This is a genomic window from Caulobacter sp. DWR2-3-1b2 (assembly GCF_049896345.1).
Lineage (GTDB): Bacteria > Pseudomonadota > Alphaproteobacteria > Caulobacterales > Caulobacteraceae > Caulobacter.
On sequence record NZ_JAFCUC010000007.1, the window covers coordinates 143324 to 160410 of the forward strand.

19 protein-coding genes are annotated in these 17087 nt (G+C 66.6%); 11 read left to right on the plus strand and 8 right to left on the minus strand.

From position 1 onward, the window contains the following. The first annotated feature begins 63 nt into the window (after nt 1-63). On the plus strand, nt 64-285 hold the full coding sequence (locus ACP694_RS17565) for a flagellar basal body rod C-terminal domain-containing protein (RefSeq protein WP_426014519.1): 222 nt from the start codon (nt 64-66) through the stop codon (nt 283-285). 209 nt (nt 286-494) lie between these two features. Here ACP694_RS17565 and ACP694_RS17570 read toward each other — a convergent pair whose 3' ends face one another. Then, complete coding sequence (locus ACP694_RS17570) at nt 495-1238, minus strand: anti-sigma factor (RefSeq protein WP_426014521.1); 744 nt, start codon at nt 1236-1238, stop codon at nt 495-497. Nucleotides 1239-1374: 136 nt separating this feature from the next. Here ACP694_RS17570 and ACP694_RS17575 point away from each other — a divergent pair, with 136 nt between their 5' ends. Continuing rightward, nucleotides 1375-1593, plus strand: coding sequence for a hypothetical protein (locus ACP694_RS17575; RefSeq protein WP_426014523.1), 219 nt, complete (start codon nt 1375-1377; stop codon nt 1591-1593). Between the two features lie 191 nt (nt 1594-1784). On the opposite strand, the gene rpoD is transcribed toward ACP694_RS17575, so the two are convergent. Further along, on the minus strand, nt 1785-3734 hold the full coding sequence (gene rpoD, locus ACP694_RS17580) for an RNA polymerase sigma factor RpoD (protein WP_426014524.1): 1950 nt from the start codon (nt 3732-3734) through the stop codon (nt 1785-1787). Between the two features lie 530 nt (nt 3735-4264). On the opposite strand from rpoD, the gene ACP694_RS17585 reads away from it, so the two are divergent. Continuing rightward, on the plus strand, nt 4265-4558 hold the full coding sequence (locus tag ACP694_RS17585) for a GIY-YIG nuclease family protein (RefSeq protein ID WP_426014527.1): 294 nt from the start codon (nt 4265-4267) through the stop codon (nt 4556-4558). A gap of 61 nt (nt 4559-4619) precedes the next feature. Here the strand turns inward: ACP694_RS17585 and dnaG are convergent, their stop codons facing one another. From dnaG to ACP694_RS17605, 4 genes are all read right to left on the minus strand, one after another. Beyond that, nucleotides 4620-6545: a DNA primase gene (gene dnaG, locus ACP694_RS17590; protein WP_426014530.1), complete on the minus strand. Its 1926-nt coding sequence runs from the start codon at nt 6543-6545 to the stop codon at nt 4620-4622. A gap of 227 nt (nt 6546-6772) precedes the next feature. Beyond that, on the minus strand, nt 6773-8485 hold the full coding sequence (locus ACP694_RS17595; protein ID WP_426014531.1) for an ATP-binding protein: 1713 nt from the start codon (nt 8483-8485) through the stop codon (nt 6773-6775). A 251-nt stretch (nt 8486-8736) separates the two neighbouring features. After that, entirely contained in the window at nt 8737-9831 is a 1095-nt protein-coding gene (locus ACP694_RS17600; protein WP_426014532.1) for a Zn-dependent alcohol dehydrogenase, read from the minus strand. Between the two features lie 134 nt (nt 9832-9965). Further along, entirely contained in the window at nt 9966-10433 is a 468-nt protein-coding gene (locus tag ACP694_RS17605) for a chemotaxis protein CheW (RefSeq protein WP_426014533.1), read from the minus strand. Between the two features lie 197 nt (nt 10434-10630). Here ACP694_RS17605 and ACP694_RS17610 point away from each other — a divergent pair, with 197 nt between their 5' ends. After that, nucleotides 10631-11179, plus strand: coding sequence for a hypothetical protein (locus tag ACP694_RS17610; protein ID WP_426014535.1), 549 nt, complete (start codon nt 10631-10633; stop codon nt 11177-11179). A 104-nt stretch (nt 11180-11283) separates the two neighbouring features. Here the strand turns inward: ACP694_RS17610 and ACP694_RS17615 are convergent, their stop codons facing one another. Then, entirely contained in the window at nt 11284-12078 is a 795-nt protein-coding gene (locus ACP694_RS17615) for an inositol monophosphatase family protein (protein ID WP_426014538.1), read from the minus strand. 266 nt (nt 12079-12344) lie between these two features. Here ACP694_RS17615 and ACP694_RS17620 point away from each other — a divergent pair, with 266 nt between their 5' ends. Further along, entirely contained in the window at nt 12345-12683 is a 339-nt protein-coding gene (locus ACP694_RS17620) for an endonuclease domain-containing protein (protein ID WP_426014540.1), read from the plus strand. Between the two features lie 58 nt (nt 12684-12741). Here the strand turns inward: ACP694_RS17620 and thiE are convergent, their stop codons facing one another. After that, on the minus strand, nt 12742-13386 hold the full coding sequence (thiE, locus tag ACP694_RS17625) for a thiamine phosphate synthase (protein ID WP_426014542.1): 645 nt from the start codon (nt 13384-13386) through the stop codon (nt 12742-12744). Nucleotides 13387-13648: 262 nt separating this feature from the next. On the opposite strand from thiE, the gene ACP694_RS17630 reads away from it, so the two are divergent. From ACP694_RS17630 to ACP694_RS17655, 6 genes are all read left to right on the plus strand, one after another. After that, nucleotides 13649-13834 (plus strand): (2Fe-2S)-binding protein, encoded by a 186-nt coding sequence (locus tag ACP694_RS17630; RefSeq protein WP_426014544.1) that lies wholly within the window; start codon nt 13649-13651, stop codon nt 13832-13834. A 122-nt stretch (nt 13835-13956) separates the two neighbouring features. Further along, on the plus strand, nt 13957-14436 hold the full coding sequence (gene bfr, locus ACP694_RS17635) for a bacterioferritin (RefSeq protein WP_426014546.1): 480 nt from the start codon (nt 13957-13959) through the stop codon (nt 14434-14436). Nucleotides 14437-14594: 158 nt separating this feature from the next. After that, a complete protein-coding gene (locus ACP694_RS17640) occupies nt 14595-15113 on the plus strand; it encodes a tryptophan-rich sensory protein (protein ID WP_426014548.1) in 519 nt (172 codons plus the stop codon). A gap of 73 nt (nt 15114-15186) precedes the next feature. After that, nucleotides 15187-15822: a DUF2799 domain-containing protein gene (locus tag ACP694_RS17645; protein WP_426014550.1), complete on the plus strand. Its 636-nt coding sequence runs from the start codon at nt 15187-15189 to the stop codon at nt 15820-15822. Nucleotides 15823-15897: 75 nt separating this feature from the next. Then, the gene (locus ACP694_RS17650) at nt 15898-16407 is read left to right on the plus strand and encodes a sigma-70 family RNA polymerase sigma factor (RefSeq protein ID WP_426014749.1); all 510 of its coding nucleotides are present in this window, start codon (nt 15898-15900) and stop codon (nt 16405-16407) included. Next, nucleotides 16394-17035: an NrsF family protein gene (locus ACP694_RS17655; RefSeq protein WP_426014552.1), complete on the plus strand. Its 642-nt coding sequence runs from the start codon at nt 16394-16396 to the stop codon at nt 17033-17035. Before ACP694_RS17650 ends, ACP694_RS17655 begins: the two co-directional genes overlap by 14 nt. The last annotated feature ends 52 nt before the right edge of the window (nt 17036-17087 follow it).

Here is a 17087-nt window from a genome sequence, read left to right on the forward strand (position 1 = left end):
TTTGGTGAAGAGCGCTTAACCGGGCGGAGAGACACTGCGCGAGCAACTTGAGGGAAACGGTCCGTGCAGGTACTCGCCACCGCCGCCGCCGGCATGTTCGCCGCCGCCGATCGTCTCAGCGCCAGCGCCCAGCGCACGGCCGCCTCGAGCCTGGAAGGCAGCAAGGTCGATCTGGCGCACGAAGTCGTTGAACAGGTCTCGGCCAAGATCGACTTCAAGGCCAACGCCGCCGTCGCTAGAACCGCCAACGAGATGGCGGGCGCCCTCCTGGACATGAAGGTCTAGAGCATTTTTCGAGTGAAGCGGTTTCGGTTCGCGTGAAGAAAAATGCGTCAAAACAAAAGATTAGAGCTCACGGCCTGACGCAGTCAGGTCGGGAAATGCTCTAGGCTCGGGCGCGATCGACCGGCCACGAGCCGGTCCGAACCCACCCCGCATTCCCCCCTGCGCGGGTTCGGACCTGCCGCCCCCTGGCTTCGCCGGGGGGCGGCGCCTTATCTGGCTTTCCAGCCCCCCGCCTTGGCCCGGGCCTCGCCGGCGGCGTCCAGAGGTTGGCCGGCGATCAGCGCATCGACCGTTGGCCGCACGGCCCCCGGGCCGGCGAAGCTGACCACCCGCAACCGCCAGGTCGAGGCCTCGCGGCACGCCACCCCCGCTACCGGTGTCTGGCCCGAGGCCTGGAAGGTGCGGCAATAGAGCCCAGCCTTGTTCTTGAACGACAGGCCAATTTTCACGAGGGCTACCTGGCCCGAGGCTTGGCTATTCAGCGCCTTGACCAAGGGTCCGGCGGCAGTCGGTGGAATGTCCTGCGCGCCGCTCAGGGTCGGGGGCGAAGGCGCCGCCAGCCGGCCGATCGCCAGCCCCGCCACCAGGCAGCCGATCATCATCCAGTGCGACCCGCGCCCACCGGCCTCGGCCTTGGGCCTGGCGACCCTGGGCGAAGCCGACTTGGGGGTCGGCTTGGTCTTGGCCTTGGCTTGAGCGCCGGGGAAAGCGATGACTTCGGCCACCTTGGGCGCAGGGCCAGGACGGGGCGTCGTGGCGGCGGCCCGCTTTTGAGGTGACGTCGCGGCCGCGCCCATAGGGGATCCCGAGAGCAACCGACGCAAGGCGCGCTGCGTCTCGACCCGCAGCGCCAGTTGGGGATCGCCCTCCAGAGCCGCCTCGATACGCGCCATGGCCTCGGGCGGCAGTTCGCCATCGACAAAGGCGAATAGCTCCTCGTCCGGGACGGTCATGGCGGGCTCCTTGGTCGATCCTCTAGTTTGCAGCGCGGCGGACCTTAGCGCCAGACGGCATGTCGATCCGATGCGCAGGAAGGGAGAGAACCAGCCTGCTGGCGAGGCGTTCGATTTGGACAGCCAGGAGATTACCATGTCCCAGTCCGACCCGTCCGCCACCGGCCTTCCAAACGACGAGACCGAAACCCCACCCTCGATGACCCCGACCGACGCCAAGACCGATCCCGCCGAACGCGACGAAGAGGCCCGAAAGATCGACTCCGACGCCGGCCTGTCGTCGGTGGTCGAGCAGGGCGGTGCGGCGATCGCCGGCATCGGCTCGCGCAGCGACGACAAGCTGTTCAAGGACTGATCGCATCCGCCCATAGACACGAAAGGCCCCTCGGTCGATCCGAGGGGCCTTTGCTTTGTCTAGAGCATTTCCCGACCTGACTGCGTCAAGCCGTGAGCTCTAATCTTTTGTTTTGACGCATTTTTCTTCACGCGAACCGGAACCACTTCGCTCGAAAAATGCTCTAGAGATGCGCGCGCCGCGATGTGCGCCTAGCTGTCCAGGAACGACCGCAGCTTGCGCGACCGGCTCGGGTGCTTGAGCTTGCGCAGCGCCTTGGCCTCGATCTGCCGGATGCGTTCGCGGGTGACCGAGAACTGCTGGCCGACCTCTTCCAGGGTGTGGTCGGTGTTCATGCCGATACCAAAACGCATCCGCAGCACGCGTTCCTCCCGCGGGGTCAGCGACGCGAGCACGCGCGTCGTTGTCTCGCGAAGATTGCTCTGGATGGCCGCGTCGATGGGCAGGATGGCGTTCTTGTCCTCGATGAAGTCGCCCAGGTGGCTGTCTTCCTCGTCGCCGATCGGCGTTTCGAGGCTGATCGGCTCCTTGGCGATCTTGAGGACCTTGCGGACCTTTTCCAGCGGCATGGCCAGCTTTTCGGCCAGCTCTTCGGGGGTCGGCTCGCGGCCGATCTCGTGCAGCATCTGGCGGCTGGTGCGGACGATCTTGTTGATCGTCTCGATCATGTGCACCGGGATGCGGATGGTCCGCGCCTGGTCGGCGATCGAGCGGGTGATCGCCTGGCGGATCCACCAGGTGGCGTAGGTCGAGAACTTGTAGCCGCGGCGATATTCGAACTTATCGACGGCCTTCATCAAGCCGATATTGCCTTCCTGGATCAGGTCCAGGAACTGCAGGCCGCGGTTGGTGTACTTCTTGGCGATCGAGATCACGAGACGGAGGTTGGCTTCCACCATCTCCTTCTTGGCCTGACGGGCTTCGCGCTCGCCTTTCTGAACGGTCTGGACGATGCGGCGATAGTCGTCGATCGGCACGCCGGTCTCGGTGGCCAGGGCGGCGATTTCCTGACGGATGTCGCCGACCGAGTTGTTGTCGTTCTCGACGAACTTGGTCCAGCGCACGCCCATGGCCTTGACCTGCTCAACCCAGTTCGGGTTTAGCTCGGAGCCGAAATAGGCCTTCAGGAACTCGCTGCGGCTGATGCCATAGCTGTCGGCCAGGCGCAGCAGGCGACCTTCGAGACCGATCAGGCGTTTGTTGATCGCATAGAGCTGCTCGACCAGCGCCTCGATCCGGTTGTTGTTCAGCTTCAGCGTCTTCAGATGCTGGATGATCGTGGTCGACAGGCCTTCATAGGCCTTGCGGTCGGCGTCGCTGAGATCGGCGCCCTTCAGGCGGCTGCCGACCAGCTTGTCCTGCAGCTTGCGGAAGGTCTCGAACTCGCTGGCGATCGCATCCAGGATGGCCATCACGCCTTCGCGCAACTCGCCTTCCATGGCGCTGACCGTCGGGCCGGCGCCGTCGTCGAAATCGTCCTCGTCATCGTCACCCTCGGCCTTGGGAGCGTCGGGGTCGGACTCGGCCGGTTCGGCGGGCTCGGCGTCCTCGGCGGCAGGCGCGGCGGCCACGCCGTTGATCGCGGCGTAGGTGCCTTCCAGGTCGATCACTTCGCGCAGCAGGATGCGGCCGGTGCCGAGCTCCTCGCGCCAGACCATGATCGCCTCGAAGGTCAGGGCGCTTTCGCACAGACCGCGAATCATCGTGTCGCGGCCGGCCTCGATGCGCTTGGCGATGGCGATTTCGCCCTCGCGCGATAGCAGCTCGACGCTGCCCATCTCGCGCAGATACATTCGCACGGGATCGTCCGTACGGTCATAGGCCGCCGGCTTGTCGCTGGTGATGACCTGCTGGTTGTCCTCGCGGGCGACGACTTCGCCGCCTTCCGAGGTCTCGGCGTCCTCTTCGGCCTCGACCACGTTGACGCCCATCTCGCTCAACATGGCGAGGGTGTCTTCAATGGCCTCGGACGTCACTTCTTCCGACGGCAGAACCTTGTTCAGCTCGTCCATGGTGACGTAGCCGCGGGCCTTGGCCTGCTTGATGAACTTCTTTACGCCGGCATCGGTGAGGTCGAGCAGGGGACCATCGCCGCCACCGGATTCGGGGGGTTCGGCTCCATCAGTCGTCGTCGTGCTCATTCAAGTCTCCGAAACGGCGCGGCGCCTGGTTCGTGGCGCGCGCCGTGAAATGTCTAAATGGTGGGTCGCCTGCGCATCGCGCCCTGCCGTCCGTTCAAGCTTCCAGCGCATCGCTGAAAAATTCTCAAGGAAAACACCTGACACGCGCCGAAGAGCCATGGCTGAACGCTCCGCGAGCTAGGCTCATTGCGGAGGCGCTGACTTCGGGCGTGATCAGCATCGACCTTCGAGAGGTTTCAGCAGCCACTGGGACCTGGCGGCGACGAGGGTGACATCCTGTTTCAAGGAGGGCGCGCACATGCAAATGGCGGCCCGAGCGATGTCAATCAGCAGCGTGGCAAATCCGTGAGTCGCCAGATGGCGTCGCATGACGCCGGAGTCAAGACGGGATAGGCGCACGCTCTTTGATGCCAGTCTTGATAATCCGCTCATCCCGGCGAGTGCCGGGACCCAGATCCATCCATGGCGCCTAAATCGAAACCCCCGTTTTTCTGCTTTCGCCAGTCATGAACGTGCGCGGATATACGAGCATGGCTTTCTATACCTACATCGTCGCCAGCCAGCGAAACGGCACGCTCTATATCGGTTCGACTGACGATTTGCTGCGCCGCATCGAGGAGCATCGGGATGAAAGCCGAGGGGGCTTCACGGCCAAATACGGCTGCGTCATGCTTGTTTGGTATGAGGTCTATGAGTCCCGCGACGAAGCATTTAAGCGTGAGCGCCGGATCAAGGAATGGCGCCGTTCCTGGAAGCTGATGCTGATCGAAGAAGCCAATCCAGATTGGCGGGACCTGTTTGTCGGATTGAATTTGAACGCCTAATTGCGCGACGCTCAGGATGTATCTGGGCCCCGGCATTCGCCGGGATGAGCGGATTATCAATCTACGTGATCGGCAGCACCGTCACCGGCGCTTCCCAGAACTCCAGCCCGCTGATCCGCCGCTCCAGCACCCCGATCCGCACCCGCAGGTCGCGGGTCGCCGTCAGGGTCTCGGCGGTGACGGCTTCGCGGCGGAGCGACCCCAACGCGCGCTCGCTGTCGCCGATCTCGACCAGGGCCTCGTAGCAGGCAGACCACAGGGCCTTGGCGCGGTGGGGCTCCATCTTGGGATCGAGGAAGGGCGCGCTGATGGCGGCGGCCACGCGCTCGACCTCGGCGACCTGCTCGCCCAGGCCCTTGCGCGTCAAGATGTCGCGGAAGGCGACGTCGTCGCTGATATCGTCGGACAGGGCGTCGAACAGTTCGGCCGCCAGGGGCGCGAGGCGGGGATCGCCAAAGCCGATGCGCTCGATGGCCTCGTCATAGGAGCGCGCCCAGGCGGGATGATCGAGGGCGGCGATGGCCACGGCGGCGTGGAAGGGCTTGAGCCGCGTGCCGATCTCGGCCCGAGCAACGCCCCGGATGCCCGGATCGGGCGGCGCGCGATCCCTGCCGCCCTTCCACTGGGCGCGCGGGACCCAAGGACGGCCCTCGCCGCCGCCACTCTGGCCGCCGCCATAGCCCGGCTTGGGGAACAGGGCGTCCAGCCGGGCATAGAGGTCGTCGCGATAGGCCGCCGCCAGGTCCTTGTCGGCGATCGTGCCGGCTGCGGCCCGTAGCCGCTGCTTGAAGCCCGCCTTGCGCTCGGGGGTGTCCAGAGGCTCCAGGTCACGTTCGCGGTCGAACAAGGCCTGGACGAAGGGGGTGGTCGCCGTCATCTGGCTCTTCAGCGCCGCCGCGCCCTGTTCGCGCAGGACGTCGTCGGGATCCTTGCCGCCGGTCACCATAGAGAACTTGAACGACCGGCCGGGCTTGAGCAGCGGCAGGGCGCGGTCGATGGCCCGGCTGGCGGCGCGCTGGCCGGCCTTGTCGCCATCGAAGCTGAGGGTGGGTTCGGGATGCAGGCGCCACAGCACCTCCATCTGCTCCTCGGTCATGGCCGTGCCCATGGGCGCCACGGCCGGCAGGCCCGCCCGCTGGCAGGCGATGACGTCCATATAGCCCTCGACCACCATCAGCGGCGTCTGCTCGACGCCCTTCTCGGGACCGGCGGCGGCCTGGGCGGCGTGCAGCAGCTTGCGGGCCTCGTACAGGCCATACAGCAGCCGGCCCTTGTGGAAGAGCGTGGTCTCGGGGCCGTTCAGATATTTGGCGCGGGCGGCGGGATCCATGGCCCGGCCGCCGAACGACACCACCCGGCCCCGGGTGTCGGTGATCGGAAAGATGATCCGGTCGCGGAACCGGTCATAGGGCGCGCCGCCGTCCTCGGGCGCGATCAGCAGGCCGGCCTCGACCAGTTCGCCCGGCGAAGCGCCCTTGGCGATCAGATAGTCCTTCAGCGCGGTTCGCCCGGAGGGTGAAAAGCCCAAACGAAAAGGGCTCCACTGGTCCTGCGGCAAGGCGCGGCGGACCAGGTAGTCGCGGGCAGCCTGGCCGACGGGACGGCGTAGCTCGCTCTCGAACCAGGCTGCGGCCAGGTCCATCCAGTCGGTCAGGGTGGCGCGTTTCTTGTCTTCTTGCGCGGCGCGAGCGTCCGGCTCGGGCAGGGCCATGCCGGCCTCGGCCGCCAACCGCTCGACCGCCTCGGTGAAGGTCAGCCGCTCGGTTTCCTGCAGGAAACTGATGATGTCGCCATGCTTGCCGCTGGAGAAGCAGTGGTAGAAGCCCTTGTCGTCATTGACGAAGAACGACGGGCTCTTTTCCTTGGTGAACGGCGACAGCCCCGCATATTCGCGCCCCTGCCGCCGCAGCTTCACCGATTTTCCGATCACGTCGGAAGGGCGAAGGCGGTTCTTCAGTTCGTCCAGGAAGTGGTCGTCGAAACGCATGGCGGGTAGCGGTCAACATAGGCGGAACCGATGATTTTCGCACGCGGCATGATCGGTTCGTCCAGAGTTCGATTGGGACGCTGTGGATATCTCCGATCCACTCATCCCGGCGAATGCCCGGACCCAGATGGAATGGCGATGGGGCTGACGACAATGGCGCCGCGCCTCTCCAATCATCCTCAGCGACCTTGGATCTGGGTCTCGGCATTCGCCGGGCTGAGCGGTATTTACGAGGCCTTGGCCAAGAGTTCTCGTCGCGGCGCATGGCACCACTCCGCCACGGCCCGCATCAGCAGAGCCGGCTGGATCGGCTTGTGCTGCACGTCGTCGAAGCCCAGGCCCATCAGGCGCTCGGCCTCGCCCGACATGCCGTCGGCGGTCAGAGCGATGACCGGGATGTCGTCGCGGCCGCCTTCGCCGGCCCGGATGCGGGCCAGGGCCTCGACGCCGTCCATCGTCGGCATGTGGAGGTCCATCAAGACCAGGTCGAAGTCCTCGGCGGCCAGGCGGTCCAGGCCGTGGCGGCCGTCATCGGCCAGGCTGACCACGGCGCCGACCGCTTCCAGCAGGGCCTTGGCGACGATCTGGTTCACCTGGTTGTCGTCGACCACCAGGATACGCCGGCCTTCCAGCCCGGCGCCGCGGGCGACCGGCAGAACGGCGACGGGAGCTGCCGCCTGGGCCAGCGGCAAGGTCACCCGGAAAGTCGAGCCGAGGTCGGACCGGCTGGTCGCCGAAATCCGTCCGCCCATCAGCGTCACCAAGTGGTGGCAGATCGACAGGCCCAGGCCCGAACCACCGAACCGGCGCGTGGTCGAGGCCTCGCCCTGGGCGAAGGGTTGGAACAGCCGGGCCAGTTGCTCGGGCGACATGCCGATGCCGGTGTCGGCGACCACGATCTCGACGCCGCCGCCTTCAGCGCAAGCGATGCCGATGCGGACGCCGCCCTCCAGGGTGAACTTCAGGGCGTTGGAGATCAGGTTCAACAGCACCTGGCGCACGCGGGCCGCGTCGCCGGCCAGCCAGGCCGGCGTGTCGGGCGCGATGTCGAGCACCAGGTCGACGCCCTTGGCGCGGGCCGTCTCGACCCACAGGCGGTGAAGTTGACGGCCCAGTTCGGCGACGTCAAAGCTGGCGGTTTCCAGCTCCAGCTTGCCGGCCTCGATTTTCGACAGGTCGAGAATGTCGTTGAGGATGGTCATCAGTCCGTCTCCGGACTGGACGATGGTGTCGAGATAGTCGGTCTGGCGGTGGTCCAGCCGGGTCGCGGCCAGGGCGTGGGCCATGCCTATCACCCCGTTCATCGGCGTGCGCAGCTCGTGGCTCATCATCGCCAGGAAGGCTGACTTGGCCAGGTTGGCGGCCTGCGCCTGCGCCTTGGCCTCCTCAAGGGCGTGAGCGTTGGCGCGCATCAGCCGCGCGGCGTTGCTCAGATAGGCGCCCAGGCCGAGCAGGACGGTGATCGCGAAGATCATCTCCCAGCCGCGAAAGCCGCCGAACACGATCGGCGCGATGATCAGGGCGGCCACCGGGAAGGGCGCCAGCGCGACGAAGGCGGCGCGGCTGAGCACGGCGTATTTCAGGGCTTCGAGCAGCAGGCCAAACAGGATCAGCAGGCCGGCGAACTTCATGGCCGGCGAACCGTTGATCCAGGTCAGGGCGGCCATCATCGACCAGGCCCCGCTGAACGCCGCCACCGTACCCAGCCGCACCAGGGGCGAGGGGTAGCGGTTCTTGCCGGCCCGGACCTGATGGAACAGCAGCCAGGCCTCGAGCGCCACATTGACCGCGAACCAGCCGCCAGCCGCCTTCCAGCCGAAATTGGCTAGCAGCAAGCCGTCGATCATCAGGCTGACGCAGATGCGGACCACCCGGCTCCGCCGGCCCATGACCAACAGCGCGCCTTCCAACCCGTCGTCGAGAAACTCACTCAGCTTCACTCTACTGTCCCATCGCAACGTGTGGTGGTGCGACATTATGCGCAGGCAGAGTTCAAGAAAGCGTTGCCGTCGGGGAACGTGGTCCTTCTCCCCCTTGCGGGAGAATGTGGCCCGCGCAGCGGGTCAGATGAGGGGTCTACCGGACGGCGCCATCGCGTTCAGTCATGCCGCCATCGCGGCTGACAGGGCTTTCGACCCCTCATCCGTCGGCCTTCGGACGCCACCTTACTCCCGCAAGGGGAGAAGGAATATCAGTCGAACACGATCACCGAGCGCGCCAGTTCACCGCGCTTCAGCTCGTCGAAGGCCGAGTTGACGTCTTCCAGCTTGATGCGGCGCGAGATCAGTTCGTCCAGCTTCAGCTTGCCGGCCATGTAGGCGTCGACCAGGCGGGGCATGTCGACCGGGAAGCGGTTGCTGCCCATGAAGCTGCCCTGGATCTTGCGCTCGCCCAGGAAGTCGGCGCCGTGCAGCTCGATCATGGTGCCGACCGGGATCATGCCGATGATGTTGGCCGTGCCGCCCCGGCGCAGCATCTTGAACGACTGCTCGGCGGTGGCCTTCAGGCCGATGGCCTCGAAGCTGTGGTGCACGCCGCCGCCGGTCAGCTCCTGAACCTGCTTTACCGCGTCGCCGTCATTGGCGTTGATGACGTCGGTGGCCCCGAACGTCTTGGCCAGCTCCAGCTTGTGGGGCACGCGGTCGATGGCGATGATCCGCCCCGCGCCGGCGATCGCCGCGCCGTTGATGGTGGCCAGGCCCACGCCGCCGCAGCCGATCACCGCCACCGTCTCGCCGGGCCGGACGCTTGAGGTGTGGATCACTGCGCCCACCCCGGTCATCACCGAACAGCCGATCAGGGCGGCGCGGTCGAAGGGCATGTCCTTGCGGATGGCGACGCAGGCGTGCTCGTGCACCAGCATCATCTCGGCGAAGGACGACAGGTTCAGGAACTGGGCCATCTTGCTGGGACCGGCCAGGTCTTCCTTGAACAGTCGGGGCTCGTCGCCCTTGGCGCGCTTGGTCTCGGGGCTGATGCACAGGTTCATGTGGCCGGTCAGGCAAACCTCGCAGTGGCCGCAATAGGGATTGAGGCAGGTGATCACATGGTCGCCCACCTTGACGGTGCGAACCTCGGAGCCCACCGCCTCGACGATCCCGGCGCTCTCGTGACCCAGCACGGCGGGCAGGGGATGGGGATAGGAGCCTTCGATGAAGTGCAGGTCGGAATGGCAGACCCCGGCGGCCTTGGTGCGGATCAGCACCTCATGCGGACCTGGCTTGCCAATCGAGACGTCCTCGATCTGGAGCGGCTGACCTACTTCGCGCAGAACGGCGGCCTTCATCGGCGATCTCCCTATTTGTTGCGGGAGACCCTAGCGGGAGGCGTGGGGGAGAAGGAAGGGGCTATTGAAACAAATGTTTGGAGGCCGGGGCAGGGCTGGGGACAGGCGCATGCGCCTGTCCCCAATCGTGGTCCCTAAGCCGCCAGCGCCACCTTGCGCTCGGGCAGGATGGCGTCGACGGCCAGCAGCACCACCATGCTGGTCTCCGTCGTGATCACGGCGGCGACCAGGGGCGAGGCCTCCTCGCCGAGCGGCGGGGGCGGACTGATGGCGCTGGCCGAGACGATGAAGCTGTCGCAGACCGCGTCGACCAGCAGGCCGGCGACATCGTCGTGATGCTCGACCACGATGATCACCTGGCGGGCGCTGTCTTGGGCGACGCCCTTGCCGAGGCGTTCCGACAGGTCGATGACCGGCATGACCTGGCCGCGCAGATTGATGACGCCGCGCACATAGGGCGGCGCGTCGGGCAGGGGGGTGGCCGGCGTGACGCCGCGGATCTCGCGGACCGCGCCCACGGGCACGCAATAGGTCTGGGTCCCGACTTCGAACGACAGGATCTGCAGATCCTCGCCGGCCGTGTAAGCCACGTTCCTGGACATCGCCTGGTCGCCTTCGAGCCATCGGCGCCCGTTCTGGGCGCCGTCGTAACCCGCACCTTCGCGCGCAAAGGTGAACAAATCGGACGCTTTTCGAAGCTGACGCCCCCGTTCAGCCTGCGTTCAGCCATCGGGCCTGAAGATCGATCTCAAGATGGAGACGGCCGTTCGGACCGCCTTTCCAGAAAGGACACAGCGTCATGAACCGCAATCTCAAGACCACAATTGGCCGTGTCGCAGCGGGCGTCGCGGCCTTGGCCATGGTCGCCGGCGCGACCGCCGCCTCGGCTCAGTCCTACCGCTATGGCGGCAATGGCGGCTATGGCGGCGGCTATGGCGGCGGCTACGCCGGCCGGAGTCATCACGGCAACGACGCCGGCGTCGCGATCGCCGGTGGCATCATCGGCCTGGCGCTTGGCGCAGCCATCGCTGGCAGCAGTAGCAACAACCACTACAGCCGGGGTTACGCCTACGCCCAGCCGCGCCAGTCGCCGCGCTATTATAACGGCTATGGCTACGCCCAGCCCTACGGCTACGCCCAACCCAACGGCTACGCCCAACCCAACGGCTACGCCCAGTCCTACGGCTACGCCCAACCCAACGGCTACGCCCAACCCAACGGCTACGCCCAGTCCTACGGCTACGCCCAACCCTATGGCTACACCGAGAGCCAGGACCGCGACTGCTGGACGACCCGCGACTACGACCGCTATCGCGGCACGATGTACGAGCGGACCGTCTGCCGCTAAGACGCGACAGGCGTAATACAGAAGCGCCCCGGGTGAGAGCCCGGGGCGTTTTTGTGTCTAAACCGTCTCCCCGGCGAAGGCCGGGGAGACGGTGAGGGAGCAGCTTAAGCCGCCTGCAGCTTTTCCAGCACCAGTCCGTGCAGTTCCTGGTTGGTGGCCAGGATCGAGACACCGTCCACCGGGTTGCCGCCGTCGTCGATGGTCGAGACCTTGCCGCCGCTCTCGGTGACCATCAGCACGCCGGCCGCCACGTCCCAGGGCTTGAGATTGCGTTCCCAGAAGCCGTCGAAGCGCCCGGCCGCGACCCAGGCCAGATCCAGCGAGGCCGCGCCGAAACGACGCACCCCGGCCACCTTCTGGCTGATCTGGTGCAACTCCTTGAGGAACTGGGCGTGGCCGGGCTTGCCCAGGAACGGCACGCCGGTGGCCAGCACGCTCTCGTCCAGGTGACGCCGGGCGGCGACGCGCAGGCGCTTCTCGGCGCCCAGATAGGCGCCCTTGCCCTTTTCGACCCAGAACAGGTCGTGGGTGATGGGGTTGTAGGTGACGCCGGCCACCACCTCGCCCTCGCGCTGCAGGGCGATATTGACCGCGAAATGGGGGATGCCATGCAGGAAGTTGGTGGTGCCGTCCAGCGGGTCGACAACCCAGGTGTGGGTCTTGTCGGTGCCCTCGACCATGCCGCGCTCCTCGCCCAGGAAGCTGTAGCCGGGGCGAGCCTTTTCGAGAATCTCGAAGATCACCTGCTCGGCCTTCTGGTCGGCGGCGGTCACGAAGTCGGCGGGACCCTTCTTGGAAACCTGCAATTCGGTGACCTCGCCGAAGTCGCGGGCCAAGCCGCGGGCCGCCTTGCGAGCGGCGTCGATCATCACGTTCAGGAGGGCGGAAGCGGTGGCCAAGACGGAAATCCTCAAGGGTCCCCCTGCGCAGCGTCATGGAGGTGACGGCGGGGGATAGGCATGCGGGCGGATAGAAAGATCGAGAAACTGGGCGCGATACCTAGTCGCGGAGCCGCGTGAAAGCAAGGCGACCTCGGAAACCCTCTCCCGGAGGGGAGGGTGAGGGACCCGCCACGAAGTGGTGGGAGGGTGAGGGGTTACGCCGCCGAAAGTGAAACCCCGGTTACTTTGCTTGCCACGGTCATGAGCCAAGCCAAGCTCGCGCCATGGATCCAATCGCCAACGCTCTCCGCCTGCGCCGAAACCAAACCATGGCCGAGGAAAAGCTGTGGCCCATCGTTCGCGGTCGCCGCCTCGAGGGTTACAAGTTTCGCCGCCAGGTTCCAATTGATCGCTACTTCGCCGACTTCGTGTGTGTGGACGCGCATCTGATCGTCGAACTCGACGGCCCAACCCACGAGGGTCGGGAAGATTATGACGCCCAACGAACCGAAGTGCTGCAGCGCTGCGGGTATCGCGTCCTGCGGTTTGGCAACGAAACTGTGCTGGCCGACCCTGGTGGCGTGGCCGAGGCCATTGGCGCGGCGCTCCGGCTGACGGTGTGACCCCTCACCCTCCCACGCTTCGCGCGGGCCCCTCCCTCTCCCCTCCGGGAGAGGGCTTTTAACCGCGCGCCGCCAGCCCTTCCGCGATCGCCGCGTTCAGCGCCGCGACGCCGGCCGCCGGGCCGCCGACATGCTTCCACACCCCTGCGGAGACGGCCAGGAAGTCTGCCCCCGCCGTGGCCAACGGGGCGGCGTTTTCCGCCGTGACGCCGCCGATCGCCACCGAGGGGACCTCCATGGTCTCCTGCCAGATCGACAGGATCTCGAGATCGGCCGTGGTGAGCGCGTCCTTGGTGGTGGTCGGGAAGAAGGCCCCGAAGGCGACGTAGTCGGCGCCGGCCTCGGCGGCCTCCATGGCCAGATGACGGCTGTCATGGCAGGTGACGCCGATCATCGCGCCCTGGCCCATCAGCTTGCGGGCCTGGGCGAGGGGCATGTCGTCCTGGCCGATGTGGACGCCGTCGCAGCGGGTCTGGGCGGCGAGGTCGGGGCGGTCGTTGAGGATCACCGCCGCGTCGTGGGCGCGGGCGATCGGCGACAGAGCCCCGACGGCCGCCGCGATCGCCTCGTCCGACGCGTCCTTCAGCCGGATCTGCAAGGCGGCCACGTCGCCGCCGTCCAGGGCTTCGGCGAGGGTCCGCGCGAAGGCGGCCAGGTCGTCGAGGGTCGGCGGGGTGATCAAATAGAGGCGGCAGTCGGTCATGGGGCTGGATTACGCCGATTTGACGCATCGGGCGAGGGCTGGATCAAGTCCTGTCTCCTGTGGGGGAGGCGGCCGAAGGCCGGTGGGGGGAGTGTTGGGATCGTCGATCCTGGTGCGGCTGGCTGCCGACCACTCCCTCCTCCGTCGGCTTCGCCCACACCTGTCCCACAGGGGGAGGGGATTTGCCGCACTGCGAGTCAGTTGCAAAATCTCCATGCCTCCGCTACATGAGAATGACAATCATTCGGCGGGAACGACTTCCTTGTACGTCTGCAACTGTAACGGCATCCGCGAGCGCGACGTGCGCGCCGCCATCGACGCTGGCGCCACTCGCCCGGCGGAGGTTTTTCGTCACAAGGGCTGCCAGGCCCAGTGCGCCAAGTGCGTGTGCGAAATGCGCCAGATGATCCAGGACAACCAACAAGCCCTGGCCTACGCCGCCGAATAGGCGACCGTGAAACCGTCTCACGCTTTTCCGTGAGGCTGAGATACACTTGCAGACATAGCGGTTGAAGCCGTCCGAGCGATGGATCACGGTCGCCTCGACTTTCGAATCTGAGGAGACCCGCCATGCAAGGCGATCCCGGCATCATCCGGCTCTTGAACGCGGTGCTCACCAATGAGCTGACGGCGGTGAACCAGTACTTCCTGCACGCGCGGATGTACGACAACTGGGGATTCAAGCGCCTGGGCAAGATCACCTATGACGAGTCCATCGGCGAGATGAAGCACGCCGACAAGCTGATCAGCCGCATCCTGTTCCTCGAGGGCCTGCCCAATCTGCAGGATCTGCACAAGCTGAAGATCGGCGAGACGATCCCCGAGTGCCTGGCCTCGGACCTGTCGGTCGAGATCGGTGGCCGCGAGACCCTGATCCCCGGCATCATCCAGTGCGAACAGGCCCGCGACTATGTCAGCCGCGAACTGCTGCGCGAGATCCTGACCGACACCGAGGAGCACATCGACTTCCTCGAAATGCAGCTGGGTCTGGTCAGGGCGCTGGGCGAACAGAACTACCTGCAGAGCGCCGTAGGCGAACTGCCGGCGTAGTTCCTCCGCGCGGAGAGCCCTATCGCCGGCCATCTGGAACCAAGGTGCAGCTGAAAGGGTTACAGCCATGTTTCGCGAGGAGTCCCGGCATGCACATCCCGAACGGTAGATCCCACGGGAGGCGGGCCCACGCCGGCCGCGAGTCGTTCGAGATCGACATGAAAGACGATACCCCGACCTCGGCGGGCGCCCAGCTGGCCCTCGGCCTGGCCTTGGCTGGCGGGGCGATCCTGGTGTCCACCCTGCTGGGGCGCCGTCACGAGCGGATGATCGACGACGAGGAATACGCCGTCGGCTACGCCGAAATGCACGAGCCGGTGGCGCACCAGCCCAAGAAGCTGACCAGCCTGATCCTCCCGCCGCTGTTCATCGCCATGACCCTGTCGGGCCTGCGGATCTGGAACGCGCCGTCCAGTCCTACCCGCACTCGGGCGCTGACCCTGTGGAGCCTGGTCCAGGGCTTCAACGCTCTGTGGCTGGCCCTGGGGGCCAAGCGTCTCGGCGGGCAACTGGGCGCCGCGGCGGCGTCGCTGGCGGCCTCGGGGGCCTATGCGATCCAGGCGCGCAAGCTGGTCGTCCCGGCCTCGGGCTTTTCCAGCCCCTATCTCGGCTGGCTAGGCTTCGCCAACGCTCTGACCGAAGAGCTCTGGAAGCGCCCACGCGTTACGGTGCATTAAAATAACACGGTTCATCGACCGTTCATGCGGTCAAGCTTTAGCTTCCTCCAACATCGTTTGGGGGAGGGTTTCCATGCGTCCTTTGTTGCTGATCCCGATCCTGGCCGGCACGCTGCTGCTGGCCAGTTGTGAAACCATGAGCAAGGACGCCTGCCTGCAGGGCGACTGGGCTGGCGTCGGTTTCAAGGATGGCGAGGCGGGGCGTCCGCAGAGCCGGCTGGACGACCACGCCAAGGCCTGCGCCAAGGCGGGCGTCGCCCCCGATCCCGCCCCCTATTTCGCGGCCCGCGACCAGGGCCTGAAACTTTATTGCACGCCGCCGCGCGGCTTTCAGGAAGGTCGCCAGGGCAATGGTTATGCCGGGGTATGTCCGGAACGGATCGAAGGCGACTTCCTGGCGGCCTATGCCGACGGCAAGCTGGTCCACGCGGCCGCCTCGCGGCTCAACCAGGCGATGTCCGACCGCGACAGCGCCGATCGCCGGGCCGAGAAGCGCGACCGTGACGCGAGGGGCGTCGAGGACGAACTGCGCAATCCCAAGCTCAACGACGAGCAGAAGCACGAACTGCGCGACCGCCTGAACCGCCTGCGCAGCGAACAGCGCTCCGCCGTCGAGGACGGCCGCCGGGCGGAGTGGGCGCGCCGCGACGCCGAACGCGAGGTCGATGCCCTGGAGCACCGGTTCGCGCCGGTTTACGGCGGCTGGTGAAGTCCAGAAGCGGCCTTGCCGTTCCGCCCCGGTCAAGGGCGATCAAAAATATCCGAAGCCGACCTGGAGGCGCTGATGCTGCTGGGCCTGGACGGCGACGCCCCGGCCTATCGGTTGTTGCTGTCGCAGCTTGGTGGTCGTCTGCGCGCCTATTTCGAGCGCCGCATGCGCGACGCGCCCGGCGATGTGGAGGACCTGGTGCAAGAGACCCTGATGGCGGTGCATACGCGGCGCGCGACCTATGATCGCGCCCAGCCGTTCACCCCCTGGGCCTTCGCCCTGGCGCGCTACAAGCTGATCGATCACTGGCGCCGCCGCCGCATTCGCGTGACCGTGCCGCTCGACGACGATGTTGAGATCCTGGCCGCCTATGCTCCCGACCCCGGCTCGACGCTGGACCTGGGTCGGGCGTTGGACACCCTGCCCGAACGCCAGCGCGACCTGGTGCGCGGCGTCAAGATCGACGGCCTCAGCCTTGCGGAAGCTGGCGCACGCGCCGGGGTTTCGGAAGGCGCGGCCAAGGTCGCCCTGCACCGGGCGCTCAAGTCTCTTCGCGAAAGGATGCGTGGTCGTGCGGACGGATGATCTGATCGATCAGCTGGCCACCGCCCCGCGCGCCATTCCGGGCCGCGCGGTGCAGCGCCGCCTCGTGGGGGTCGCGGGGGCTGGCGCCCTGGCGGCCCTGGTGCTGGTGCTGGCCTGGCTGCACACCCGCGCCGATCTGGCGCAGGCGATGACCGGGCGGATGTTCTGGATGAAGGCCAGCTATACGGCGCTGTTGGCGATCGCTGGCTTCTGGGTGCTGGAGCGCCTGGCCCGGCCGGACGGCGCGCCTCGCCGGGCCCTGACCTTCGGGGCGGCGGTGCTGACGCTGTTCCTGGTCGCCGGCTTGACACAGGGTGTGCTCAGCGAGCCGGACCAGAGAATGGCCATGTTGCGCGGCGACTCTTGGACGGTCTGCGCCCGCAATATCCTGATGCTGGCCTTGCCCGGCCTGGCGGCGACCCTGCTGGTCTTGCGCGGCATGGCCCCGACCCGGCCCACCTTGACCGGCTTCGCGGCGGGAGCCTTCGCCGGCGGCGTGGCGGCCACGGTCTACGGCCTGCACTGCGGCGAGAGCACCATGGTGTTCGTGGGGGTCTGGTACACGCTCGGCGTGCTGGGAACCGGGGCGCTGGGGGCGTTGCTCGGGCGGTGGGTGCTGAAGTGGTAGCAGCTCACGCACTTGCCCCCACCTGACCGCTTCGCGGTCTGTCCGCCCCCAT